The organism is Ruegeria sp. YKSD179 (genome assembly GCF_059612885.1).
The window spans coordinates 174,509-198,499 of sequence record NZ_JBXWRL010000002.1 but is presented as its reverse complement, the minus strand read 5'-3'; the positions used below and the strand labels follow the sequence as shown (position 1 = coordinate 198,499).

At 52.5% G+C, this 23,991-nt stretch carries 21 protein-coding genes; 6 read left to right on the top strand and 15 right to left on the bottom strand.

Annotated features, from left to right (window positions below; genetic code table 11):
* Nucleotides 1-312 precede the first annotated feature (312 nt).
* Complete coding sequence (locus AC2FNE_RS01185) at nt 313-1,311, top strand: LacI family DNA-binding transcriptional regulator (protein WP_496804614.1); 999 nt, start codon at nt 313-315, stop codon at nt 1,309-1,311.
* Here the strand turns inward: AC2FNE_RS01185 and AC2FNE_RS01180 are convergent, their stop codons facing one another.
* Nucleotides 1,312-2,445 carry a Gfo/Idh/MocA family protein gene (locus tag AC2FNE_RS01180; protein ID WP_170603941.1) on the bottom strand — a complete coding sequence of 378 codons (1,134 nt, stop codon included), beginning with the start codon at nt 2,443-2,445 and terminating at the stop codon, nt 1,312-1,314. It lies immediately after the preceding gene.
* A gap of 41 nt (nt 2,446-2,486) precedes the next feature.
* Entirely contained in the window at nt 2,487-3,590 is a 1,104-nt protein-coding gene (locus AC2FNE_RS01175; protein ID WP_170603942.1) for a Gfo/Idh/MocA family protein, read from the bottom strand.
* 114 nt (nt 3,591-3,704) lie between these two features.
* Between AC2FNE_RS01175 and iolC the strand changes: the two genes are divergently transcribed.
* Genes iolC through AC2FNE_RS01160 form a run of 3 tightly spaced genes read left to right on the top strand, consistent with a single transcriptional unit; the run spans nt 3,705 to nt 6,367 of the window.
* Nucleotides 3,705-4,685: a 5-dehydro-2-deoxygluconokinase gene (gene iolC, locus AC2FNE_RS01170; protein ID WP_496804613.1), complete on the top strand. Its 981-nt coding sequence runs from the start codon at nt 3,705-3,707 to the stop codon at nt 4,683-4,685.
* Between the two features lie 9 nt (nt 4,686-4,694).
* Nucleotides 4,695-5,531 (top strand): 5-deoxy-glucuronate isomerase, encoded by an 837-nt coding sequence (locus AC2FNE_RS01165; RefSeq protein WP_170603945.1) that lies wholly within the window; start codon nt 4,695-4,697, stop codon nt 5,529-5,531.
* Nucleotides 5,528-6,367 (top strand): class II fructose-bisphosphate aldolase, encoded by an 840-nt coding sequence (locus tag AC2FNE_RS01160; RefSeq protein ID WP_496804612.1) that lies wholly within the window; start codon nt 5,528-5,530, stop codon nt 6,365-6,367. The genes AC2FNE_RS01165 and AC2FNE_RS01160 overlap by 4 nt, the downstream gene beginning before the upstream one ends.
* Before the next feature lie 14 nt (nt 6,368-6,381).
* Here the strand turns inward: AC2FNE_RS01160 and AC2FNE_RS01155 are convergent, their stop codons facing one another.
* The 9 genes from AC2FNE_RS01155 to iolG all read right to left on the bottom strand — a co-directional run bounded on the left by AC2FNE_RS01155 (nt 6,382) and on the right by iolG (nt 16,321).
* Nucleotides 6,382-7,161 carry a TIM barrel protein gene (locus AC2FNE_RS01155; RefSeq protein WP_496804611.1) on the bottom strand — a complete coding sequence of 260 codons (780 nt, stop codon included), beginning with the start codon at nt 7,159-7,161 and terminating at the stop codon, nt 6,382-6,384.
* Nucleotides 7,162-7,288: 127 nt separating this feature from the next.
* The gene (gene iolB / locus AC2FNE_RS01150) at nt 7,289-8,095 is read right to left on the bottom strand and encodes a 5-deoxy-glucuronate isomerase (RefSeq protein WP_496804610.1); all 807 of its coding nucleotides are present in this window, start codon (nt 8,093-8,095) and stop codon (nt 7,289-7,291) included.
* Nucleotides 8,096-8,145: 50 nt separating this feature from the next.
* The gene (locus AC2FNE_RS01145) at nt 8,146-9,327 is read right to left on the bottom strand and encodes a phytanoyl-CoA dioxygenase family protein (RefSeq protein WP_170604317.1); all 1,182 of its coding nucleotides are present in this window, start codon (nt 9,325-9,327) and stop codon (nt 8,146-8,148) included.
* A gap of 49 nt (nt 9,328-9,376) precedes the next feature.
* Complete coding sequence (gene iolE, locus AC2FNE_RS01140; protein ID WP_496804609.1) at nt 9,377-10,276, bottom strand: myo-inosose-2 dehydratase; 900 nt, start codon at nt 10,274-10,276, stop codon at nt 9,377-9,379.
* Complete coding sequence (iolD, locus tag AC2FNE_RS01135) at nt 10,273-12,105, bottom strand: 3D-(3,5/4)-trihydroxycyclohexane-1,2-dione acylhydrolase (decyclizing) (RefSeq protein ID WP_170603954.1); 1,833 nt, start codon at nt 12,103-12,105, stop codon at nt 10,273-10,275. The genes iolE and iolD overlap by 4 nt, the downstream gene beginning before the upstream one ends.
* Before the next feature lie 168 nt (nt 12,106-12,273).
* The gene (locus AC2FNE_RS01130) at nt 12,274-13,095 is read right to left on the bottom strand and encodes an ATP-binding cassette domain-containing protein (protein WP_170476170.1); all 822 of its coding nucleotides are present in this window, start codon (nt 13,093-13,095) and stop codon (nt 12,274-12,276) included.
* Nucleotide 13,096: 1 nt separating this feature from the next.
* Entirely contained in the window at nt 13,097-14,203 is a 1,107-nt protein-coding gene (locus tag AC2FNE_RS01125) for an ABC transporter permease (RefSeq protein WP_170476172.1), read from the bottom strand.
* A 64-nt stretch (nt 14,204-14,267) separates the two neighbouring features.
* On the bottom strand, nt 14,268-15,188 hold the full coding sequence (locus tag AC2FNE_RS01120) for a sugar ABC transporter substrate-binding protein (RefSeq protein ID WP_170476174.1): 921 nt from the start codon (nt 15,186-15,188) through the stop codon (nt 14,268-14,270).
* Nucleotides 15,189-15,307: 119 nt separating this feature from the next.
* A complete protein-coding gene (gene iolG / locus AC2FNE_RS01115) occupies nt 15,308-16,321 on the bottom strand; it encodes an inositol 2-dehydrogenase (RefSeq protein ID WP_496804608.1) in 1,014 nt (337 codons plus the stop codon).
* Between the two features lie 266 nt (nt 16,322-16,587).
* On the opposite strand from iolG, the gene AC2FNE_RS01110 reads away from it, so the two are divergent.
* On the top strand, nt 16,588-17,862 hold the full coding sequence (locus AC2FNE_RS01110; RefSeq protein ID WP_170603960.1) for a TAXI family TRAP transporter solute-binding subunit: 1,275 nt from the start codon (nt 16,588-16,590) through the stop codon (nt 17,860-17,862).
* A 93-nt stretch (nt 17,863-17,955) separates the two neighbouring features.
* Here AC2FNE_RS01110 and AC2FNE_RS01105 read toward each other — a convergent pair whose 3' ends face one another.
* From AC2FNE_RS01105 to AC2FNE_RS01090, 4 genes are all read right to left on the bottom strand, one after another.
* The gene (locus AC2FNE_RS01105; RefSeq protein ID WP_170476179.1) at nt 17,956-18,735 is read right to left on the bottom strand and encodes an IclR family transcriptional regulator; all 780 of its coding nucleotides are present in this window, start codon (nt 18,733-18,735) and stop codon (nt 17,956-17,958) included.
* Nucleotides 18,736-18,826: 91 nt separating this feature from the next.
* Nucleotides 18,827-20,185 carry a TRAP transporter large permease gene (locus tag AC2FNE_RS01100; protein WP_170476180.1) on the bottom strand — a complete coding sequence of 453 codons (1,359 nt, stop codon included), beginning with the start codon at nt 20,183-20,185 and terminating at the stop codon, nt 18,827-18,829.
* Nucleotides 20,185-20,853 carry a TRAP transporter small permease gene (locus AC2FNE_RS01095; RefSeq protein WP_170476181.1) on the bottom strand — a complete coding sequence of 223 codons (669 nt, stop codon included), beginning with the start codon at nt 20,851-20,853 and terminating at the stop codon, nt 20,185-20,187. Before AC2FNE_RS01095 ends, AC2FNE_RS01100 begins: the two co-directional genes overlap by 1 nt.
* Nucleotides 20,854-20,944: 91 nt before the next feature.
* On the bottom strand, nt 20,945-22,177 hold the full coding sequence (locus AC2FNE_RS01090; protein ID WP_170476182.1) for a TRAP transporter substrate-binding protein: 1,233 nt from the start codon (nt 22,175-22,177) through the stop codon (nt 20,945-20,947).
* Nucleotides 22,178-22,285: 108 nt separating this feature from the next.
* Here AC2FNE_RS01090 and AC2FNE_RS01085 point away from each other — a divergent pair, with 108 nt between their 5' ends.
* Nucleotides 22,286-23,881, top strand: coding sequence for a GMC family oxidoreductase (locus AC2FNE_RS01085; RefSeq protein ID WP_496804607.1), 1,596 nt, complete (start codon nt 22,286-22,288; stop codon nt 23,879-23,881).
* The last annotated feature ends 110 nt before the right edge of the window (nt 23,882-23,991 follow it).

Sequence of the window (23,991 nt, the reverse complement as noted above, 5' to 3'; positions counted from 1 at the left end):
GCAACAGTCAAATTCACGAAGCCATACTTTTCGTTCAGACTTCAATTCAACAAGCTAGATACCGACCCGTTCGGCGATGTTCTAAACAAATTTCGCGTCACTGCATCGACACATCAATCCGTTTTAAGTGAATTGCCAAATGAAGGATATTTGTGTGCTTATCACGTTCGGCCCAACGGGTTGGTCGAACTTCTACATGTAATGGTTCGGACGAAGCACACCTCTTTTTTGTTGCAACCGATTGCAAAAATTTTCTTTCCACGTAATTTTGAGAAACACAAAACGGGTATTTGCAATAGGAGTACAAACTACGTGAGTGTCACCCTCAAAGAAGTTGCGGCGCTTGCTGGTGTCTCCCGTTCTGCTGTTTCGCGTACGTTTACCGAAGGCGCTTCAGTTTCGGCCAAAACGCGCAGAAAGGTTGAAAAGGCAGCGTTGGAGTTGGGATACAGCCCCAACGCGTTGGCTTCGTCCTTGACCACTGGTCGAACCAAACTTATCGGGCTGATTTCAAACAACTTTCACAACCCTATCTTCCTTGAGGTTTTTGACCAGTTCACACGCGCTCTGCAGGAACGCGGATTGCGACCATTAATAGTCAACCTGACAGACGAAACCGAGCCCTCAAACTCGGTTCGAATGTTGCGCCAGTATTCGGTTGATGCGTCGATCGTCGCCTCTTCGACCCTGCCACCTAGTTTTGCAAAGGCGTTTCATGATGCCGGTGTGCCGGTTGTCCACACATTCGGCCGCTCGGCTACTTCACCCGAAGTCCACGTTGTAGGAATTGACAACGTGGAATGTGGACGCATGGCGGCGCGAGAGCTTTTGGCGCGAAAATATCGCAGAGTTGGTTACCTAGGCGGCCCCAAGGATGCGACCTCTGCCCAAGACCGGTTCCGGGGTTTCACAGAAGAGCTGGGCCACTATCCGGAAATCGATGTGACGCACAGCTTTGCTGATGCCTATTCATTCGAAGCGGGGCGCGCAGAAATGCTGAACCAATTGAAGGGCTCGCCGCCAGAAGCCTTTTTTTGCGGCGACGATATCCTGTCAATCGGCGCGCTGTCGGCAGTTTCGGATCATGGCTTGATCCCCGGCAAAGACATTGGGATCATCGGCCTGAATGACATGGAAATGTCTCGTTGGGAAAGCGTAAATCTGACGACAATCCACCAACCTATAAAACAAATTATCACTTCGTCAGTGGATTTGGTCGAAGAAATGTTGAAAGAGCCTCAGCGATATCCCGAAGCTCGCATTTTTCCGTGTCGCGTGATCGAACGGGGCACTTTGAGACCCCGCTCCTGATTATCTGAACATCGGCGGGCGCGCCTCTTTCCACGCGCCATTTTCCTTACCGGAAGAAACAGCCGCATGGACCGCCGCAATTGAACGAACGCCGTCGGATGCACCTGGCAAGCCATCGCGGATTTCGCCACGAACTGCATCCGCCAGATCACAATAGATGTTGGCTACAGCAAGCGGAAAGCCCTCGGGATGGGCTATGGCAACGCGCGACAGACGCTGAGCCTCGCCGTGCAATCCGCCCTCGCCTTTTTCAATAATCTGCGTACGACCACCAACTGGAGTATAGATCAACTGATTAGGCTGTTCAGACGCCCAACGCAGGCCGCCAGTCTCGCCAAAAACCTGAATGTCGAAACCATGCTGCCTGCCGACGGCAACCGACGATGTCCAAAGTCGCCCAACAGTTCCACGCTCAGTACGGAAATTGATCATCGCATCGTCTTCCAGAACGCGGCTGGAAATCGTGGACGCAAAGTCGGCTGAAAGCGTGCTTACCTCATCATCACAAATGAAACTTGCCATATGCAAAGCATGGATGCCGCAATCAGCAAATTGACCTGAAACGCCCGCCATCTCGGGATCATAACGCCAACGCACGCGCGGGTTATCGGCATCTGTTGCGTCTCCGTGATGCCCATGGCTGAAGTTCGTTACAACCACGCGAACTTTTCCGATATCACCAGACCTTACCATTGCTCGGGCCTGGCGCACCATTGGATAAGCCGAATAGCAGTAGTTTACTGCGCAAACCTTGCCCGAAGTTTCGGCAACCCGGACTATTTCCTCGCCCTCCTCGACGGTCATGGTCATTGGCTTCTCGCAAAGAACGTTAAAACCAGCCTCGAGAAACGCTTTGGTAATCTCAAAATGTGTCGAATTGGGCGTCGCAATTGTCACCAGATCGATCCGGTCCGTGCGCCCACGCTCGCCAGCCAACATCTCTTGCCAATCACCGTAGGCACGATCGGCAGCGATACCCAACCGTTGCGCATATTCGCGGCCAACTTCGGGCCGGTGGTCCAACGCTCCCGCGGAAAATTCGAACAAGCCATCCGCCAGCGCCCCCAGTCGATGGGCTGGCCCAATCTGACTGCCTTCACCTCCACCGATCATGCCCCATTTCAGCTTTGTCATGGTTTTAGTCTTTCTTAAAAAGTCTCGTTGCCGTTAAACGATCAAAAATCGTCAACCTTTGTCCACTGACGACGTTCCGAAGACGCTAGTGACGCTGCCAGCACGCGGTTGACTTCGTGGCCGTCACGGAAAGTTGGCCAGATATCCTGTCCGCTGTGAATGGCCTGCAGGAAATCCTTTGCCTCAATGATTATCTGATCTTGATATCCCGTTCCATGACCGGGCCCTTGGCAAAAAGGTTCGTAATCCGGATGGGCCGGGCCAGTCAGTATCTTGGTAAAGCCACGCGTCGCTTCCGGTCCATCGTGACGGTATAACCACAAAGCATTTTGATCCTCCTGGTCGAACCGGATGGCCCCTTTTGTGCCGGAAACTTCGTAGGCGTAGCCCATTTTTCTGCCCGTTGCGATACGACTAACATAAATGTTTCCCATAGTTCCGTTCTTGAACCGGCACATTATTTGGGCGTGGTCGTCGTTTGTCACGGTTCCACCAGGGCGTGTATGATGAACCGTTTCTACTTCAGCCATGACCTCGGCAATGGGGCCATTTAAAGCCAGGGCGCCGTTGACTATATGGGGGGCAAGATCACCTATTGTTCCGTTGGCCATTCCGGTGGTACGCCATGTCGCAGGAGCCTGAGGATCGGCGTAAAAATCTTCGGTGTGTTCCCCACGAAACCATGTGATTTCGCCTATCTCGCCGTTGGCAATAAGCTGACGAGCATATTGGGTCGCCGGTGTTCGGACGTAGTTGAAACCAACCATGTTGGTTAAGCCGGACGCCTCAGCCGCCGCTACCATCGCCCGCCCGTCTTCCATGGAAGCACCCAGCGGTTTTTCGCAGAGAACTGGTTTGCCTAATTCAAGGGCGGCCTCTGCAATTTGCCGATGCGTGGACTGTGGCGAGGCGATGATGATAGCTTCAACCGCTGGATCTTTTACAAGTTCACGCCAATCATCTGTTGCCCTTCTAAACCCATAGGCTTGGCGGTAACGCTCGGCACTTTCTTTACTTGAGGCACAGATCATCTCAAGTCTTGGCCGTAGTGCCGTATTGAACACTGCACCTACCGCCGACATGGCGACAGAATGTGCCTTGCCCATGTAGCCGCCACCGACAATTCCAATTCCAATTTCAGACATCTGTCACGGCCCTAAACATACTATTTGCAACCGGTTGCAAAATCAGTATCGTGTGAATCGCGTCGACGCAAGGTCCAACCCTTTGCGCAAACCCCTTTTTCCGGAGGAAATGACTTGAGCACTTTGATAGACGGTATCAAAGGAAACCGGTTCGCCGTATTGGGACGGGCAGGTATGGATATGTTTGCTGACCCTGTCGGTGTCAAAAGCGAAGATGCAGAATTGTTCCGCGCTGATCTGGGCGGATCGTCTGCAAACATTTGTGTTGGTCTTGTCAAGTTGGGTAGTCAGGCCTCGTTGATCACTTCGGTGTCGGATGACGCAGTTGGACGATTCTGCACTAATCGCCTGAAACATTATGGCGTCGACACGACCTATATCCAAATTGTCGGAGGCGAATATCGAATGTCTTTGGCGGTTTATGAAAGCCGGATCGAGAACTTTCAGAACGTTATATATCGAAACGGCGCCGTCGATTTTCAGGTTACCGAAGACGATATGGACAAAGTGGAATTCGGCGCGTTTTCTGCAGTGATCTCTGCCGGCACCGTGTTTGCAGCCGAACCATCGCGCAGCGCCACGTTCAAAGCCATCGAAAATGCGCGCCAAGCTGGACTGCCAATCATCTTCGACATCGATTACCGCCCTTACAGCTGGCCGTCACCGGAAGTGGCCGCAGAAGTTCTGTCGCGCGCCGGAGAGGAAAGCGATCTGATCGTTGGAAATGACGAAGAATTTGGCTTCATGGCAGGTGGTATCGACAAAGGATTTGAAAAGGCCAAGGAACTCGCTGCGAAACCCGGTCGGATGGTAATCTATAAAATGGGTGAAAAAGGTGCAGTAACCTTGGTGGACGGTCAGGAGATTCATACGGGAATTTACCCAGTAGAGGCCGTAAAGCCAAATGGAGCAGGTGACAGTTTCATGGCAGGTCTTTTGGCCTCTGTCGCTGCGGGCCATTCCCTGAAAGATTCAGTGATGCGCGGATCGGCCTGCGCCTCGATCGTGGTATCGCAACCCGGTTGCGCTCCTGCCATGCCGACTACTCAAACACTGAATGCATTTTTGGCCTCTCATCCAGGGCCTTCGACGTAGGAGAATTTCATGCACATCGCCCCTTTTGACAACAAGAACATTCCCATAGTGGATACCGACGATCCAACCGTGCCGTTGAACTATTTCAACATCGTCAAACTGAAAAAAGGCGAGGCATTCGAATACCAGGTGCCAGGTTATGAAACCTGCATTGTACCCGCGACAGGCAGCGTGGATGTGGACATTGAAGGTGTCAAATTTGCCCGGTTAGGCAACCGAGGGGAAGACGTCTGGGACGGAGAACCCGAAGGCGTATATGTCCCGGTTGGCGCCAAGGCGCAGCTGGTATGCGTATCAGATGAAACCGAGGTATTCATTGCCGGGGCAAAGTTCGACAAGGTGCTTGAACCATTTGATGTGCGTCAGCACGATTTGGTGCAATACGGCAGCGATGACACCAAAACCCATCGTAAAATCAAACACATCCTCGGCCAAAAACAACACGACAAAGTCGGCCGGCTTTTAGTGAGCGAACTGTTCACCGTGGGCCAAGGCGGTTGGTCAGGTTTTCCAAGTCACAAGCACGACACAAACCGCTTGCCAGACGAAACGCGCCACGATGAAACGTATAATTTCCGATTTAAACCCAATTGGGGGTCGGGCCTGCAGATGTTGCAACGCGAAGACAATGAACCGGGTGATGCTTACCACATCGTCGACGGATCGACGATCTGCATCGACAAGGGTTATCATCCCTGCTGCGTCTTGCCGGGTTACGAAATGTACTATTTCACCATTCTCGGTGGGCTAACACAACGCTCATTGGTTCAGTATTTCCAACCCACCCATGCCTATCAGATCGAAACGATCCCCGGCATAAAAGACATGATAGCCAAGTTCAAATGACCCTTGTCACGCTAAAAGACGTCCTAATCCCGGCTTACGATCAAGGCTATGCCGTTGGCGGGCTGGTAACTCTAGGCTGGGAAGATATGCGCGCTTACGTCGCCGCTGCAGAGGCTGAGAATGCACCGGTGATTCTGCAGGCTGGCCCCAGTTGCCGAGAGCACACTCCGCTGCCTGTTTTGGGAAAAATGTTCACGCATCTGGCGGAAAACGCGTCAGTTCCTGTAGTTGCTCACCTCGATCACGGTTACACGTTTGAGGAATGCCAGATCGCGCTGGAGAGCGGTTTTACATCGTTGATGTTCGACGGGTCGCGTAAACCGCTGCTTCAGAATATCGATGAAACCGCGGCAATTGCCGAGATGGCCCACGCCGCCGGGATTTCGTGCGAAGGTGAGATCGGCTTTGTCGGCTACTCTGGTGGCGAAGGCTCTAATGGAACGGACCCCGAAGAGGCCGCACAGTTTGCCCGTGAAAGCGGCGTCGACGCAATGGCGATCTCTGTTGGTAACGTTCATCTGCAAGAAAACAAAGAGGGCGGCTTGGACGAAGAGCGAATTGCCCAAATCGACGCCATCACAAACGTGCCATTGGTTATTCACGGTGGTTCGGGCGTTCCGGTTGAGCAACGCGCTCGACTGGCCCGCGAAACGTCCATTTGCAAGTTCAACATTGGGACCGAACTTCGAATGGCCTTCGGTGCCGCCCTGCGCGAGGCCGTAAACCGTGACCCTGACAGATTCGACCGTGTCGCAATCCTCAAAGAAACCCACGACCCTGTCGAAGCCGCAGCCCGAGCTGTGATCAGAGCATTTGGCGCTCCAACTCAGAATTAAATATCCGATAACGTTCAAATGGTGAAGGCGGCACGGAATGATTCAAGTGCCGCTTCCGGGGCACTGGATGCGAAAGCTTCCATTGCCACCGTACCACGGTAATCAAGATCAAATAGCGCCTTTGCGATTGCTTTGTAATTGACCTCGCCCGACTCTGGTTCACAACGACCCGGGTTGTCTGCCACCTGAATTTCCCCAATCCAAGGCAAACATTTTTCACACCAACGGATCAAATCGCCCTCTCCAATCTGGGTGTGATAGAGGTCGAGATTGATCCGTAATTGGGCGCGGTCGACCGAAGACACGAGCGCCAACACGTCTGCCGTAGATCCAAACGGGCACCCGGGGTGATCTAAATGATTGAGGTTTTCCAGGGTAAATATCACGTCTTCTTTTTCTGCCAGATCACAGATACGGTTCAATGTATCGCGCGCCTTGAGCCACATTTCACCTGTCACGACTTCATGTTGCCAGATGGGAATACCTCCGTCACCTAGCCCAGTGCCATGCAGGTTAAAGCGATCCGCATCCAGCCTCTTGCCGACCTTGACTGCTTCCTTGGCTGAATTAAGCAGCAAGTCAGCACCCTCATCATCCGCCAAACGTCCCTCAAGATAACCATTCATGATGGTATAGTTGGCACCGATGCCCCCAAGCTTTTCAATATCCAATTCCGGCCAGTTCCAAAGCCCAACACCAAATCCCATTTCAGTTAATCGGGCTGCACGCCAATCCATGGGCCGGTCCAGCCAGAGCATTTCGGCACATGCCGCGAGTTGGAACGGTTGAGACATGCCAGATCTCCTGAATTTGGCAGGGCAATGGTTTCAGACGTTCTTAGTGTCAGCGACCAAATCGTCTGAGTTGCTTGTCACAGTCACAAGCATCAAATGTGTTCGCAGCACTAGACCGCCTCTCACTTCAACTATCTCGTTCCATAATCCACTCGACCTCTGGGGCGGCAACAAAGCGCCACTTACGCAGAGGACCGGCCATAACGTTCAGATAATACATCTCGAACCCATAAGGAGCCCCGCAAGGGTGATGGCCGCGCGGGACGGTGACAACGTCGCCGTCAGAAACCGCCATAGTTTCATCTAGTTGCCCATCATCTGTATAAACCCGCTGAATGCCAAACCCATCGGAAGGATTTAGACGGTGGTAATATGTCTCTTCCAGATATGTGATCCTCGGATAATCGTCTTCGTCATGACGATGGCTAGGATAAGAGGACCAATGTCCGTTGGGCGTGAAAACCTCGGTCACAAGAAGACTATCGGCATAATCCTCTGCTTCCATGGCTATGTTGTTGATAAAGCGGGTATTCACGCCCTTGCCGCGCTCAGTCAAAGTTATACCATCGGGTCCTATCCGCCGGGCTTCGTGGCCACCTTTGCCAGGTGCAGAGCATACGGCAATCACGCAATCTGTTTCAGCAACGGCTTCCCATTCAGTTCCATTAGGCAGATACAAACAATGCGGTGGTGTTTTTTCAAAAACATCCATCCGATCACCAAGCACGCCCCAGTTCTTGCCGCCGCCGGAAATTCTGGCCTTGCCTTCGACTACAACCAGAATGACTTCTCGGTCGCGAGTAGCCTCAGCCGCCTGATCACCTGCCCTGAGGTGGTACAGTCCGAAACCAACGTATCGCCAGCCAGCGTTTTCTGGAGTGATATCATGCACTTTTCCCCGGGTTCCAAACGGTTTCCTGAGCAGGTTCGGCATGTTCGTCTCTCCTTAGTGGGCGGGCACAATGGCCCGCCCTGTTTTCTGGTTCAGGCTGCTTGTCTGCTTTGCAAAGCGGACAGGGTCGCGACCAATTCGTTTTCGGTCCAACCTTCTTCTACTGCACGGAGCAAAATCTCCGCCTGACTTTCAGGTGCGTTGCCACCGATTGGCGGATCCGTGTCCAAATTGGTTGGAAAAGGATAACCCTCGGCAGTAGCGGCAATAGCCGCATTCACCTCTGCGGGACCTAGATCACCACGTTTCTTCAGCGATAAAAGGAATGGAAAAACCGTTTCCGACATTGATCGCCGATCAACGGCCTCCATTGCTCGACCGAAGGCAGAAGAGATTTGCAACAAGTTCGCCATCCTGTGAATGTCAGCGCTGCGGTTTTCTCCAGCTGCGTGAAAAAGTGCTGGGTTAAAAAATATCGCGTCGCCCTTTTCCAACGGAAGTTGGACATAACTCTCTTCGAAAACAGCGCGATGTGCTTCATCATGAAACGCCACGTACCCCGCCGGATACAACTGTGAAAACGGCAGCAGTTTTGTTGGTCCGCTTTCAACTGGCATGTCACAATGGGCAACCGCACCCTGTAAAGTCAGAGACGCGGTAACCAAGTGAGCATGCGCAGGATATCGCGCGGCATTGTCGGCGCTCTGAAAGCCAAGATGATAATCCCTATGCGCCTGCTGGGCCTTACCTCCGGGACGCACCTGGTTGATTTGTGCAGTAACCTGATAGTTGGGGCCTAACCAAGCCTCGCACGCGGCAGCGACTGCTGTATTACCAAAATACAGCGCGAAACCTTCGGGATCGCGAAGGCATTGCTTTTGCAATGCGTTCCATATTCGGTCATTTGCACCCGAAGCGGCAAAGTGATCGCCTTCGCCTGCACCACTTCGGCGTTCTTCTTCGATGATCTCTCGAAAAACACCAGTCGCACGATCAATCACCGATGTGTCCGAATAGGCGCCTTTCAAGGCTATAACGCCAGCAGATTTCTGCAGAATACGGCCCCATTCCGCCAGCAATCTGCGCCTTTGAACGGCGTCATCAAGATCAGAGCGCAAAGAACCCATGTCATAGATTGGAACATTCTTTTCGATGGCTGCAGCTAGTGGAGCATCAGCGGCCGTCAGACTTTGCGAGGTCAACACCTTGAATTCATCCAGATCACAGGATTCCCGGTCAAAATAGCCGACAAAACCAAGTTCTTGATCTACCATGACAATCTCCTTTCTCATGGCTTAGGTGTTGCGCAAGCGCGTGTTCCCTTTAACTAGCTATCTCTAACCCGGCGCGTTCGCAGACTTCGACGATGTGCTCGTATCCCTTTTTTGAGTATTCGTAAGGAGGAGCCTTGGCCGGGTCCTGTTCCGCCTCAACCACAATCCACCCATCATAATTCATGGCCTTAAGCGCATTGGTGACGGCCTGAAAATCAATACAACCGTCTCCCGGAACGGTGAATGCACCCGCAATCACGGCATCTAAAAAGCTGAGATTTTTTTCTCGTGTATTCTGAATCACTGACGGGCGGATGTCTTTGAAATGAACATGATGAACCCGGTCGCCCCAGCGTTTTAGAGTTGCCATAACGTCCCCGCCGCCAAACAACAAATGCCCAGTGTCAAAACACAGTTTGACCTCGTGTCCCGATCCTTCCATCAGCCAGTTCACATCATCCTCGCTTTCGATGATGGTTCCCATGTGGTGGTGATAGGCCATGGGCATACCCTGATCGGTCATCCATTTCGCAAGTTCGGTAATCTTTGCTCCGTATGCCATTATGTCATCTTTGGAGAGTTTTGGCCTGTCGTTGACAGGAGTGCCAATCTGGCCCTGAACGGTGTTAGAACACTCGGCATAGACGATGCATGGGCTGGCCAACGCCACGAACTGTTCAACCTGTTCGCGTACCGCCTCTCGTTCGGTCGCAAAATCATTGACCAGCGACGCACCAGAGCACCATCCGCCGCACAGCGCGATGTTGTTGGCATCCAGATAGGAGCGCAAGCTTTCCGTATCGCTCGGCATACGTTGACCACGTTCAACGCCCGTATATCCGATCTCACGCGCCTCTCTCAGCGCCTGTTCCATGGTAAAAGATGCCGTCAAGTCAGGCAGATCATCATTTTGCCAAGCGATCGGAGAAATACCGATATTTACGCTCATTTTGTGTTTCTTTCTTTTATTGCGATCTCGTAGGCCGCTCGTTTTTCGTTGACCTCGGGGCGGACGCTTACTTCGGGAACTGCTACTTCCCACCAAGTGCCGCCATACTCTGTAGATGGATAAGGATCGGTGTCGATAACTACTACGTAAGGACCTGTGACGCCCCCGCGTTTGGCCAACGCGTCCTCAAGCTCGGCAATCGAACTTACTTTGACCGATGTCGCCCCCATCGACGCCGCATGTGCGGCAAAGTCGATTGCAGATGGCTTCTCATGTACAGCGTGATCCAACAGGTTGTTGAACTCAGCCCCACCGGTGCCCATCTGCAGGCGATTGATGCAACCAAACCCGCGATTGTCGGTAATGACGACTGTAAAGGATACGCCCATCATGGCAGCCGTGGCCATTTCCGAGTTGGCCATCATGTAGGTTCCGTCGCCGGTAAAACAGATCACGTCGCGGTCGGGCTGCGCCAATTTAATGCCCATGGCCCCCGCAATTTCGTAACCCATGCAGCTAAAGCCGTACTCCATGTGATAGGCTCCGGGGCGTGGTGCCTTCCACAGCTTGTGTAATTCTCCCGGCATTGTTCCCGCCGCACACATCACCACAGTGTCTTCGTGCGAGGCGCGCTGAACCGCGCCAACCACCTGCATATCCGTCGGCAGGGCATTGCTGTCAGATGGGGCGTCCGTCAACGCATCTACTTTTTTGAACCAGTCCGATTTCAATGTGTCGGCAACTGGCTTGGCAGAATAACCGCTCAGCGCTACGCCAAGCTCATCCAATCCAACACGCGCATCAGACAAAAGTGGCATGGCCCCATGCTTTTCTGCATCATAGGCGGCGGTGTTCAGACAAACCATTGTTCTTTCAGGGTTCGAAAACAATCCCCAAGATCCGGTCGTGAAATCCTGCAAGCGTGTGCCGACGCCGAGAACTAAATCCGCCTCAGCACAGACAGTGTTTGCTGGTTCTCCTCCCGTCACTCCGACAGGCCCCAAGTTCAAAGGGTGATCCCACGCCAGCGATGACTTGCCTGCCTGTGTTTCCGCAACCGGTATGTTGTGAGCCTCAGCAAATCGTTGAAGGGCTTCGGTCGCACCTGAATAGTGTATGCCGCCTCCAGCAACTATTACAGGTTTTGCGGCAGACTTAATCGCGGAAGCGGCACGGGCCAGCTCGTTTTCGTCTGGACGGACGCGACGCTGATACCACACACGCGGCTCGAAGAAGCTTAGTGGATAGTCGTAAGCCTCGGCTTGAACGTCCTGACAGAAAGCCAGCGTTACGGGCCCACAATCTGCTGGGTCCGTCATTGTACGAAAAGCACGAGGCAATGCTGTCAATAGGTGCTCGGGGCGGCTGATCCGATCAAAATAGCGACTGACAGGCCTAAAACAGTCATTTGCACTTACCGTGCCGTCAGTGAAATCTTCCGTCTGCTGCAAGACCGGATCCGGGCCGCGCGTCGCGAACACGTCGCCGGGAAGTAAAAGGACAGGCAATCGGTTCACGTGAGCAAGTGCCGCGGCGGTTACCATATTGGTTGCGCCTGGTCCGATGGACGATGTTACAGCCATCGCGCGTCTGCGCCCCATCTGCTTTGAATATGCTATGGCTGAATGCGCCATGGTTTGTTCGTTGTGACCGCGATAGGTCGGCAAGGTGTCTTTGACAGCATGCAACGCTTCGCCCAACCCAGCTACGTTTCCATGGCCAAAAATTGCCCACACACCAGCAATGAACGGCTCGCTAGCTTCGTTCATCTGTGCGCCCAGATAACGCACCAGAGCTTGCGCCGCAGTCAGTCGGATTGTCTTGCTCATCATGATCCCTTTCAACACATGGCCGCTTTGGGCAATCCGTTGATCCCAAGTTTTTCGAAGGTTTCAGGCCCAGTAGTTAGGCCCGATCAGGTTTGGCGGCATCGCACACCAAGGTTTTTTCTATAAGGTGGCCTACCCAATCAAGCAGGCCACCTTGATTTCAAACTTTTAGACAGTACCGCCCAAAGACCCTTCAAGCTCGGCCATTTCCTGACCGCCAGCCATTAAGTCCTGCAGCTCTTCCGGCGTAATCTCGCCGCGCCTTGCAGTACCAAGAGTTTTTCCTCGGTTCAGCACGGTGAAACGGTCTCCCACAGCCAAAGCATGCCGTACGTTGTGGCTGATGAAAACGACCCCAACGCCCTGACTACGCACCTTGTCGATGGTTGCCAGTACATTCGAAGTTTGCCGCACCCCGAGTGCTGAGGTTGGTTCGTCCAAGATCAGAATCTTCGCACCGAAATACACTGCGCGGGCGATGGCAACGGTTTGACGCTCACCGCCGGACAGCGTGCCCACCGCTTGATCCGGGCCACGCAGGTTGATACCCATCTTGCGCATTTCTTCCATGCAAACATCGTTCGCGTGATCTACATCGAACCTTTTAAGCAATCCCTTCCCTTTGGTAGGTTCGCGACCCATGAAGAAATTGCGAGTTACGCTCATCAGTGGGATCATCGCAAGGTCCTGGAAAACAGTCGCTATGCCCGCCTCCATTGCATCCCGAGGAGTGTCGAAATGCAGCGGTTTACCTTCGAAAAAAATCTCGCCTTTGGTTGGCTTGTGCACCCCGGACATTGTCTTGATGAAAGTTGACTTGCCCGCGCCATTGTCACCAAGCAGACAATGACACTCGCCCGGTTTGACGTCAAAACTGACACCAGCAAGAGCGATGATATTGCCAAAATGCTTTTCGATGTTTTTCATTTCCACGATCGGAGCGACATCCACCGCTGCGTCGCCATGATGGAACTTGGAATCTTCGGTCATATCAGCGCTCTCCCGTTACGCGCTTACGGATCGCATTGTTGAACAGAACCGCGATCAGCAACATTGCCCCCAGGAAAACCTGGAACCAGTCCTGGTCGAAGTCGGTGTAGGTCAGGCCGATGACAACCATGCCGAAAATGATCGAGCCAAAGAATGCTCCGATCGCCGAGCCATAGCCACCAGTCAACAAGCATCCACCGATAACTGCAGCGATGATCGCTTCGAACTCTTTCTGGAAACCACGACGAGCGTCGGTCGACCCCGCATCCATAACGGTGATAATAGCAACGAGTGCAGCGCAACACGCCGTCAGCATGAAAAGTGAAACCTTGACGCGGTTCACGGGCACACCTGAATTTGATGCAGCAGTTTTGTCACCGCCCGAGGCGAAAATCCAGTTGCCGGCCGGAGTGCGCAGCAACACGTAGGTCGCCGCCAGTGCAAGAGCAATGAACCATAGGATTTCGACCGGAATACCCGGCACTTTGGGCGCACCGCTTTTGAATGTATCGATTATTCCGCTCTCAGCCAGCCAAGTGAAAAGGCTGCCAAAGGCCTCGCCCGAGAAGAATGGTGCTAGCCAATCGTTTTCAACTGTATCACGAACGCCGCGCAACTGAGTTGAACCTCCGGTCGCCATTTTGAGACCGACAAGGGACAATCCACGTAGTATAAAAAGAAACGCCAACGTCACGATAAATGAGGGCAAACCTGACCGTATCACGATGTTGCCGTTAACTGCCCCGACCAAAGCGGCAAACACGAAAGTCATTGGGATCGCTGCGATAAGCGGCAGCTGCCAGGTTACTACGCAGACCCCAAAGAACAGGCCGGAAAACGCTACCATCGATCCGATCGACAGGTCGAACTCGCCTCCGATCATCAACAACGCCGCGCCGATGGCAAGAATGCCCAGTTGCGCCGCAGGTGTCATAAAGTTCATGACCCCGGCCAAAGTGAACATGGATTCATCCGCTGTAATAGCGAAAAAGATGAAGACCAGAACAACGCCGGCCATGGCACCGAGTTCAGGGCGCTTCATTAGCTTGGTCAAGAACGGCTCTTTCTTGACTCTTTCGTCGGCTACAACTTGCGCTGACTGGCTCATGTTTTCCTCCCAATCCAAATGAAACGGCGCAAGCAGCGCCGTTTCAGTGCTTTTTGTCCTCGTTTTAACGGATGCCCTGCGCAGACAGATCGATGACCTGGGCGGCCTTTTCCTGTGTCACAAGGTTCGGGCCAGAGGGAACATTTCCACCCGGCATCAAGCCGTATTTAGCGTGAAGACCCATGAAGTTAACCGACAGGTAGCCTTGCAGGTATTGCTGCTGGTCAATGGCGAAAGCAGCGTCACCATCCGCGATAGACTGAAGAAAGTTCGCCGACAGGTCGAATGATGCCACGTTCACGTCCCGGCCCGAAGCTTTTACCGCTGCAACTGTTGGTTCACCGGCCGAGCTAGCTCCCAAAGCCATGACCGTATCAACTGCTTCGTTTGCGGCCAGCGCAGCAGACACTTTTGACTCGATTTCCGACGGATCATTCGAAGTTGGCAGCACTTCGACGTTGCCGCCAAAGCCCTCGGCAAACCCTGCGCAACGCAAATCCAATGCAACGTTGCCGACTTCGTGGTTCACACAGATGGCGGTCGAGCCGCCCATAGAGGCCAGCTTTTCACCCGCGGCTTTACCCGCGTCAAATTCGTCCTGGCCCACGTGCAGCAATGCACCCAGTTCTTTTGAGACGTCCGAACCAGAGTTGATCGAAATTACCGGAATTCCTGCAGCTACGGCGCGTTCGATCGACGGACCAAGCGCGTCTGCGTCCGGGATCGAAACGATCAGCCCATCCGGCTCTTGGTTAACAGCGGCATCGATGAGCTGCGACATGGCAACCATATCAAACGTTTCTGGTGCGCGATATTCAACGTTTACACCAACGTCTTTGCCGGCCTGCTCCACACCGTTTTTCACAACATTCCAGAACGCGTCGTTGGCCTGGCCGTGCGATACGACCACGATTTCCTGCGCGAAGGCCGGCGTTGCGAGCGCCAAGGCACCTGCAGCTAACGCACCTTTAACAAACTTGTTCATTTGGTTTCCTCCCATTGGGACAAGTCATCTTCGTTTAGGGCTTCAACCCCATGCATTCGGCCAGGCCGAATCTCAAACGCCGACATGTGTCGGCACAACATCAGTTTCCGTAATTCAAACTATTTTGCAACCGGTTTCAAAATTTCTTTCATTTCAACTGGCATTCTTTTCTCATTCGACAAGGTCGCGGCCTCGGCCATAGCAAGCGCAGCCACCCCATCCTCCATAGTAACAGGAACCTCCGATCCAGCGAGGAGCGCGTCGACAAATGCCTCCCATTCGGCGGCATAAGCCTGCATGTAACGTTCGAGGAAAAAATAGGTCGGCTTCGCTCCTGTCACTCCGTACTCAGTCGACTTAATCACAGTGTTTTCCAACATGTTTTGAGCTTGCAAAAGACCTTTTGCGCCCAAAAGCTCGACCCGCTGGTCATAGCCATAAACCGCCCTTCGAGAGTTTCTAATAACCGCTATCCGGCCGTCCGCGTAAGTCATTGTGACGATTGCAGTGTCGACATCACCGGCCGCAGCAATCTCGCTATCTACAACGGATGTCCCGACTGCGGAAATAGAAGTTGGTAAACCGCCCATGATATAGTTTGCCATATCGAAGTCGTGGATCATCATGTCACGAAACAACCCACCAGAGACTTTTATGTAACTCACGGGCGGTGGGGCAGGATCGAAGGATGTAATCGACAGCATTTCCGAAGCACCAATTTCGCCCGCGTCAGACGCCGCCTTCAACGCAGCAAAATTCTGGTCAAACCGGCGGTTAAAGCCAATCATCACTGGCACCGCGTTGCGGGCGGCGGCTGCTTGGCATTGCTGCGCGCGGGTCAAGCTCAGATCAACTGGCTTTTCGCATAATACGGCTTTTCCCGCTGCCGTGGCCGCTTCGATTAAATCTGAATGTGTATCCGTAGGCGTCGCGATCAGAACGGCATCAATCGACGGGTCCTCAATAATTTCTTCGGAACTTTGAACTTTGGCATTGAATTCTTCCGCCAAGTTTTGGGCACTCTTTGGATAAGCGTCTGATACAGAACACAATTCACTTTTCGTATGAGCCGAAATGGCACTTGCGTGGACCTTTCCAATCCGACCTGCGCCAAGAAGTCCGATTCTGAGCATTGCCACCTCCCGCACCTACTTTGATCGCGAACATGATCAAAATTGCAACCGGTTGCAAGAAAAATTTCAACTTTGGCCCCTGGGGATTTCCGTCCACCTCCGAACCTTTTGTCCCGGCTCCAAGGTAGATCGCGACGTTATTCAGCACGGTGATTTCTAAAAAGATCTTTTCAAGAACTGTTTGAGTGACTGAATTCTAATTGACGAGAGGACCTTACACGCGCGAGATTATGTCGAGAGTTTCGAAAATCAGAATGTAGGAATTTATGCGCCTTTTCCTGTTCTTTCTAGTTCCAGCTCTCTTTGTGGTCCTGATTGCGTTTCTTATTCTTGGTCTCAAACCACCCACCAGCATTCGCCTGGCCGCAGGAATAGATGGCGGGGGGTACTGGCAGATCGCTCAACTTTACAAGGCCGAACTCGCTCGCGATGGGATTGAAGTTGAGGTAATACAGACAGAGGGTTCTCTTGAGAACATCAGCAAACTGGTATCCGGCGGTGCAGACATAGCATTTGTCCAGGGTGGCATCGATATTCCGCAGGATGTCGGTTTGCAGTCAGTCGGCGCCATGTTCCCAGAGCCATTGGTAATCTTCAAAAGCAAGTTTGGCGTGATTGGGTCCAACCCAGGAGAGTGGTCGGAACTCCGGTTAGCCGCCGGGTCCGAAGAGTCGGGAACCCGTGCTGCAGCGATTGCACTTATCAAGGCAGCTGGACTGCAGAATGTTGGAATAAAGTTGATCGATGCAAGCGGAACTGCGGCATTGAACGCTTTATACAACAACCTCGCAGACGCAGCGTTATTTGTTACACCATTGGACTCTCCTTACCTTATGGAAGCAATATTCGACCCAGAAGTGATCTTCGTTCCAATGGCCCTCGTAGACGCTATTGCGCTGAAATTTCCGGGTGCACGCTCGGTGACAGTGCCTGCGGGTTCGATTACTTTGGATCCCCCGCGCCCGCCTGAGGACGTAAAAATTCTTACGTTAACAGCGTCAATGATTGCAACGGCCGACCTGCATCCTGCGGCGGCTGATAGACTGGCAAATGCTGCGCTAAAAATCCATGGTGAGCGCAGCATACTGCAAGATCCACGAGAGTATCCAAACACAGATTCTCCACCCGTGCCGCTGAATAAGGTGGCCAGCGAGCTTATCACGTCAGGGTCAAACGTTTTGCACAACTACCTGCCTTATTGGATCGCGGCTCAGTTTGGCAGGGTATTGCTTTTGCTCTTGCCACTGTTGTTTCTGGCACCACTTTTGCGGGTCATTCCGTCAGGCTATGTTTGGTTTCAAAAGAGACGTGTTTGGCGATTTTATCAGCGGATCGCGGCGCTCGAACAAGAGCTTAGCGAGGCCACTACAGCGGAGGAAGTCAATGCTGTTGCCAACAACATCGAAGAGTTGGACATGAACCTCGCGACTTTGAAACTGCCGCTGGCCTATCGTCAGGGTGCCTATGATGCACGATTGCATATTGACTTAATTCGGCAGGAAATTCTGCGTCGTAGAGCAGTGCAGGTCCAAGCTCAATAGCGCAATTGTTTGATAGCAGATCTACGGAGGTTGAACCTGCCTCTGGCGCTGCAAAATCGAACTGAGCTTTTGCCTAAAGCAAGCAAAATGATACTATGGTGAGAGCAAATTTGATAACTGTTTTGCTCCGTCTTGTAAGACGGGCAAAAATTGCTTCAAGCTGTTCAAATCATGCCGCTGGGTGGGCGCGTGAACAGACAAAGTGGCGACAAGCCTTTCATTTCCCTCAAGAACTGGGACGGCGACGGCCGCCATTCCCTGCATGAATTCTTCTTCGTCAGTTGAATACTTTCTATCCGAGATATTACTTATTTCTTTACGAAGAGCATTTGGATCTGTCAGAGTCTTGATGGTCAACTGCTGCAACTTGCGCGCGGACAGGTAACCGTTAAGTGTCCGCTGGCGTAGGGTGGATAAATACATCTTTCCGCTGGCAGTGCAGTGGAACGGAACCCGAGACCCAATAGGCAGTTGAATACGCAACGGCCACTTGGTTTCGACTCGATCAAGATAAATCATGCCCTCGCGATCAGGTATGGCGAGGTTGCACGTCTCTCCGATTTCGTCCGCTATCCCTCGCAGTATTGCGAGCCGCGCTGTTCGCAAATGCTCTGATGAGACCGTATTTACCGAGAGCTGGCGCAGTCTAGGTCCCGGACCATATGTGCGGCCATCCAGATCTCGCTGCAAAAAGCCTTCTGCCTCGGCTGTTTGCAACAATCGATGCACTGTTGGCTTCGCCAGACCCAGTGTTTCAATCAGGTCTGACGGTTTGACTGCGACCCCACGCTTTGCGACCTCTTCCAAGATAAGTAACAAACGCAGGTTGGTCGGTATCTGGGTTTCCTTCTGAAGCGTAGTCGTCTCAGTCATCAGCCTACAGTCTGGTTTTTTTGGCGGTTCAATCTATTCTCTACAGGATCCGCCTCAAACAGAAATTTCGCATATTTACCCATGGCTTATATTATCGATTGGGCAAAAGTAGAAGGGCGATATCCGGTGTCAGAGCTACAAGGAGCCACACCGAGATCAATGCGATCAAGTAGTAGAACGTGTATCTCAATAGCCGGAAATAGGGCACTCCGGTCACGCCTGAGGCAACGTACAAGTTAAGGCCATACGGCGGCGTTATGAAGCCGATTGAAGCGCCAACAAGAAATATTACCGCGAAGTGGATTGGATCGACACCAACGCTTGCTGCAATCGGCGCGAGAATTGGTGCTAGGATGATCGTAACCGGCAGGGACTCCAGTACCATGCCAGAAACAAAGACGATAGCCATGGCTGCGAACAGAACAGGATAGTATCCGCCCATCGACGTCAGGAAGTCTGTTATTACCGCCTGCGCCCCCAACAACGAAAGTATCTGCTGCATCACAACCGAAATCGCAATAAGCGGTGCCAAAACCCCGGTAATTTGGGCTGAACGCATGGTGATGCTGGGAATTTCTCTAAGGGTGAATCCCTCCACGACCAACATCTCGGCATAGGATTTCTCGGACCAATCCTTGTTCATATTCAACTTCAACACGCGACTTGCGATCCAGCTTAGGAGTCCGGCAATGATACAGAAACCGACGGTTACTCCGGCTGCTTCGGTCGGTGAAAACTTGCCCGTGTAAATACCCCAAAGCACAAGCCCAATAGCAAAGAAACCAAGCCATGCACCGAACGCTGTTTTCAAAACCCGGTTCAGTTGCAATTGGATCAGGTGGCCCCAGCCATTAGCACGGCAAACAAGCCAGCAGGCAACCTGCATACCGATCACCATTAGCGCGCCGGGCAGGATACCAGCCACAAAAAGGTCCGAGATCGGAAGGTTCAGAAGGAAGCCATAAACGATAAAGATAATCGACGGAGGGATGATGATCCCAACCGTGCCGCCGGCCGCCGCTGTTGCGGCAGAAAAGCGTTCGTCGTACCCACCTTTAACCATCTCGGGGTGCAGCATTGAACCGATGGTTGCCGTAGTGGCTGAGTTCGAACCCGAAATCGCGGCGAAAAGGCCGCATGCACCCAGCGAAGCCATGGCAAGCCCGCCACGCACCCATCCAAGGCAAGCGTATGCGTAATCTGATAGCCTTCGCGCAATACCCGACTTGTTGATCAAGTCGCCTGTAAGAATGAACAATGGCATCGCGAGCAAGGCAAAGCCCTTGTTAAATACGTTTAGAAGCTCGGCTCCCATATTGTCGAGCGTCAGGCCTAGAACGAAAGAACAGCCTACAATCCAGGACGCGATGACCAAAAAAACCGGTACACCCAACATAAAAAGAAAGGTGACGCCGACCGAGATCAGGGTGATTATTGTTCCGTCGGTCATTAATCACCTCCTCCGATAACGGATTGCTTGATAAGTTCGTTACCTTCACGGTAGTTCTCAAGATCTTCCAGAAAGTTTTCAACCACGCGGCCAGCCATCAGCACAAAAGCGAGAGGTGCCGTTATTAGGAACCACCATTGCATTGTATTGTCGGTGCCAAGAACGATTTGGAAATTTGACGCCGAAAGCGCCACAGCCCGAGCCGTCGTCACAATCACAATAATTGCAAAAGTCATCCACAAAACGTTGTCGAGGCAGAGACAAAGGAGTTGACCCTTGCGGCTCATCCGACTGCGGAACTCTGAAAAACTGAGGTGAGAGCGAAGACGCACATTATAGGTTGCACCAAACCAAGCCATGACCATGAACAACAATGGTGGGATCGTCGTCGACCAAGGCTGCTGATTGGAAAAGATGAACCGGTCAACCACGCCCCAGAAAATTATTAACGCAATGGCAAGATAGCTGATCACCATGAAACTACGTTCCAAATGGCGGTCCAGAAGTGGCACGCGCTTATAAATCATCGCTATGGCCCAACCTCCGCCGATTGCTACGATGAACCCGAGTATCCAGGTTGCATCGCTTTTCAGAGCATTTCGAATGCCAAAGGCATCGCCTGCAAGTAAGGCCGAAAAAATCGCGCCAATGTCAGCAAGAATTGACATGTATACCCTCCCGTCAGTCTCGGCCCTTCAGCCACTCGCGGCAAAAAAGCCAGCCCTTTGAAAGGGCTGGCTCGATGCTAGACTAACAATCTTAACCTTTCCACCAACGACGCGGCTCGACATTTTCCGCGAGAGTATGCGGGTTGGTTCGTACCTCGTCATAGATTTCCTGATAGGTATCGATGCCGCCGGCCCAACTGTTGATCCGTTCACGCCACTCTTCCCATAGCTGTGGCTGGAACTCGGGGGAACACATTTCTTCCGCCTTTTTGATCTCGGCATCAGACAATGCGGCGACGCGCACGTTATTCTTGGCGAAGATCGTGTCGGGGCCTTGATGCGGGTGCGAGAAGCCAACGGTGTTGACCAGAGCTGCCTCATTTGCTGCTTGCACGTGCACCTGCGTCAGATAAGAAGACTCCATCACAGCGTCCTGCAATTCGCCACCAAGACTGTCGAATGTCGATGCCGACATAGCAGTATGCTCAGTACCGCAGAAAAAGCGCAGATCGACACATTGCGAAACCACTGGCGACATATTGGCGTAGGCCACAGCCGATGCCCATGTCTCTGCGCCGTCGATTAGCCCTTGTTTCAAACCGTCAAGGGTTTCTTCCCAAGCGACCGGAACAGGGTTCAAGTCCAGTGCCTGCATCGCGATGCGACCAAGCTGAGTACCGGTGACGCGGTTCTTGGTGCCAGCTAACTGCTCGACGGAGGTCACAGTGTCTTTGTCTTCCCACGCAAGGCCAAGCTGGATGCCGCGGAGTTCCGCGTGGGTGAAGAGGAACTTCAGCCCGTGCATCTTCTCAAAAGGATCGCGCAGGATGGTCTGCGAGGCAGGCGAATACATGAAGTGATACTGATCGGCACGCGAACGGAACATATAGGCATAGTCAAGCACGTTCAGATAGGGTGCGCCTCCTGCCGAGTTTTGTGTCGATGCCGCGTAGATATCGACGATCCCTTGCTGTGTTTTTTCGACACAGGAAAGCTGACCGCAAATCTGGTTGTTGCCGATGAATTCGACACGGATCTCGCCATCGGTGCGTTCTTCCAGGTCGCGCACAAACTCAAGACAGCCGGCTCGTTCAATAAGAAGGTTGTCTTGATTGAAGCCTGCCGCGCCAAACTTCAGATTAAACTTGGGTTCTTTCGAATACCGGCGATTGTACTGCGATTCAGCTGCTTGCGCCAGGTTGGCGGCCGTCATTGCGCCGCCCAAAGTACCTGCAGCCAAGAGTGTTGAACTCATGCCATAGGTACCTGCAATCTTGAAGAAATCTCGACGCGAGACCCCTTTCACACGGTCAAATATTCCCATTGGTTCCTCCCATTTCCCAATTATTGAGACGTATTGTATCAAAAAAGGCTAGTATAGTTCCGGCAATTTGCCTAGAGTTTTTTTCAACGACCTTGGGAGGAGACGGTTATGAAGGTGGATTATGCAGTCGTCGGAGCGGGCTCTTCGGGCTGCGTCGTTGCGAATCGCCTGAGTGCTGACCCCAACACAACCGTCGCCTTGTTGGAGGCTGGAGGACCAGACACAAACCCATGGATTCACATTCCCGTCGGGTATTTCAAGACGATGCACAACCCATCCGTGGATTGGTGCTATCGTACCGAACCCGACCCCGGCCTGAATGGTCGGTCAATTGACTGGCCTAGAGGAAAAGTTCTGGGCGGTTCATCATCTCTGAATGGTCTTCTTTATGTACGCGGTCAGAAAGAGGATTATGACCGCTGGCGACAAATGGGAAATGTTGGCTGGGGATGGGACGACGTACTTCCTCTATTTAAACGCAGCGAAGACCAAGAGCGCGGTGAAGACGACTACCATGGCGTCGGCGGACCCTTGTCCGTATCTAACATGCGCATACAGCGACCGATCTGTGACGCATGGGTGGCGGCTGCTCAATCCGCTGGGTACCCATTCAATCCTGATTACAATGGGGCCAATCAAGAAGGCGTCGGTTATTTCCAATTGACAACGCGGAATGGTCGTCGGTGTAGCGCTGCTGTCGCCTACCTCAAGCCAATTCGAAATCGGCAAAACCTAAAGATAATCACACACGCATTGGTGACGCGCGTCCAACTGGACGGAAAGCAAGCAACGGGCTTAATTTACAGAGACCGCTCAGGTGAACAGAAAACGATCAAGGTTCGCCGCGAAATCATTTTGTCCGGAGGCGCGATAAACTCTCCGCAAATTCTGATGCTATCAGGTATCGGGGATCCCGATCATTTGAAAGAAAACGGAATTGAGCCTCTCCATGCGCTGCCCAGTGTGGGAAAAGGCCTTCAAGACCATTTGCAGGCGCGACTTGTTTTCAAGTGCAACGAGCCTACGTTGAACGACGAGGTTCGCAGCCTGTTCAACCAAGCAAGAATTGCAATGAAATACGCGCTGTTTCGCGCCGGTCCAATGACGATGGCGGCTAGCCTGGCAACTGGGTTCCTTAAAACCCGAACAGAGCTTGATACACCTGACATTCAATTCCACGTTCAACCTTGGTCTGCTGACAGCCCCGGAGAAGGCGTGCATCCATTCTCTGCTTTCACGATGTCCGTATGCCAGCTTCGACCTGAAAGCCGTGGCGAGTTGCGTCTGGATGGTCCCGACCCTTCTCAATACGTAAAAATACACCCGAATTACTTATCTACTGAAACAGATTGCAGAACTATTGTTGACGGAGTGAATATCGCGCGGAACATCGCGCGACATAACCCACTGGCCTCAAAAATTTCTGAAGAGTTCAGGCCAAGCTCAGAGTTGTCAAGTGATGATTACAAGGGAACTCTGGATTGGGCCCGATCAAATTCAGTTTCAATATACCACCCCACCGGAACATGCGCGATGGGCACATCGAAAAACTCCGTGGTTGACCCAACACTCAAAGTAAACGGGATTGGAAATCTTAGGGTGGCTGATTGTTCAATAATGCCCGAGATTGTCAGCGGAAATACAAATGCCCCAGCAATAATGATCGGTGAAAAAGCTAGCGAGATTTTGCGCGTAGACGCGTGATCCCTGCAGCTTGCACAGAATAAACAGCGTTTTAATTTGATACTAAGAAGATTTAGCTCCTCAAAAAACCGATTGTGAGGCCTCGTCGAATTGCCACGACCGCTTTTTCT

Excerpts from the sequence above, each read along its gene's own strand:
- AC2FNE_RS01175 (WP_170603942.1), bottom strand. The coding sequence starts at position 3,590 with ATGTCTGAAATTGGAATTGGAATTGTCGGTGGCGGCTACATGGGCAAG.
- iolB (WP_496804610.1), bottom strand. The coding sequence starts at position 8,095 with ATGCCGAACCTGCTCAGGAAACCGTTTGGAACCCGGGGAAAAGTGCAT.
- AC2FNE_RS01095 (WP_170476181.1), bottom strand. The coding sequence starts at position 20,853 with ATGTCAATTCTTGCTGACATTGGCGCGATTTTTTCGGCCTTACTTGCA.
- AC2FNE_RS01155 (WP_496804611.1), bottom strand. The coding sequence starts at position 7,161 with ATGTCTCAACCGTTCCAACTCGCGGCATGTGCCGAAATGCTCTGGCTG.
- AC2FNE_RS01105 (WP_170476179.1), bottom strand. The coding sequence starts at position 18,735 with ATGACTGAGACGACTACGCTTCAGAAGGAAACCCAGATACCGACCAAC.
- AC2FNE_RS01125 (WP_170476172.1), bottom strand. The coding sequence starts at position 14,203 with ATGAGCCAGTCAGCGCAAGTTGTAGCCGACGAAAGAGTCAAGAAAGAG.
- AC2FNE_RS01165 (WP_170603945.1), top strand. The coding sequence starts at position 4,695 with ATGCACATCGCCCCTTTTGACAACAAGAACATTCCCATAGTGGATACC.
- iolG (WP_496804608.1), bottom strand. The coding sequence starts at position 16,321 with ATGCTCAGAATCGGACTTCTTGGCGCAGGTCGGATTGGAAAGGTCCAC.
- AC2FNE_RS01160 (WP_496804612.1), top strand. The coding sequence starts at position 5,528 with ATGACCCTTGTCACGCTAAAAGACGTCCTAATCCCGGCTTACGATCAA.
- iolD (WP_170603954.1), bottom strand. The coding sequence starts at position 12,105 with ATGAGCAAGACAATCCGACTGACTGCGGCGCAAGCTCTGGTGCGTTAT.
- iolE (WP_496804609.1), bottom strand. The coding sequence starts at position 10,276 with ATGAGCGTAAATATCGGTATTTCTCCGATCGCTTGGCAAAATGATGAT.
- AC2FNE_RS01085 (WP_496804607.1), top strand. The coding sequence starts at position 22,286 with ATGAAGGTGGATTATGCAGTCGTCGGAGCGGGCTCTTCGGGCTGCGTC.
- AC2FNE_RS01110 (WP_170603960.1), top strand. The coding sequence starts at position 16,588 with ATGCGCCTTTTCCTGTTCTTTCTAGTTCCAGCTCTCTTTGTGGTCCTG.
- AC2FNE_RS01145 (WP_170604317.1), bottom strand. The coding sequence starts at position 9,327 with ATGGTAGATCAAGAACTTGGTTTTGTCGGCTATTTTGACCGGGAATCC.
- AC2FNE_RS01130 (WP_170476170.1), bottom strand. The coding sequence starts at position 13,095 with ATGACCGAAGATTCCAAGTTCCATCATGGCGACGCAGCGGTGGATGTC.
- AC2FNE_RS01090 (WP_170476182.1), bottom strand. The coding sequence starts at position 22,177 with ATGGGAATATTTGACCGTGTGAAAGGGGTCTCGCGTCGAGATTTCTTC.
- AC2FNE_RS01120 (WP_170476174.1), bottom strand. The coding sequence starts at position 15,188 with ATGAACAAGTTTGTTAAAGGTGCGTTAGCTGCAGGTGCCTTGGCGCTC.
- AC2FNE_RS01180 (WP_170603941.1), bottom strand. The coding sequence starts at position 2,445 with ATGACAAAGCTGAAATGGGGCATGATCGGTGGAGGTGAAGGCAGTCAG.
- AC2FNE_RS01100 (WP_170476180.1), bottom strand. The coding sequence starts at position 20,185 with ATGACCGACGGAACAATAATCACCCTGATCTCGGTCGGCGTCACCTTT.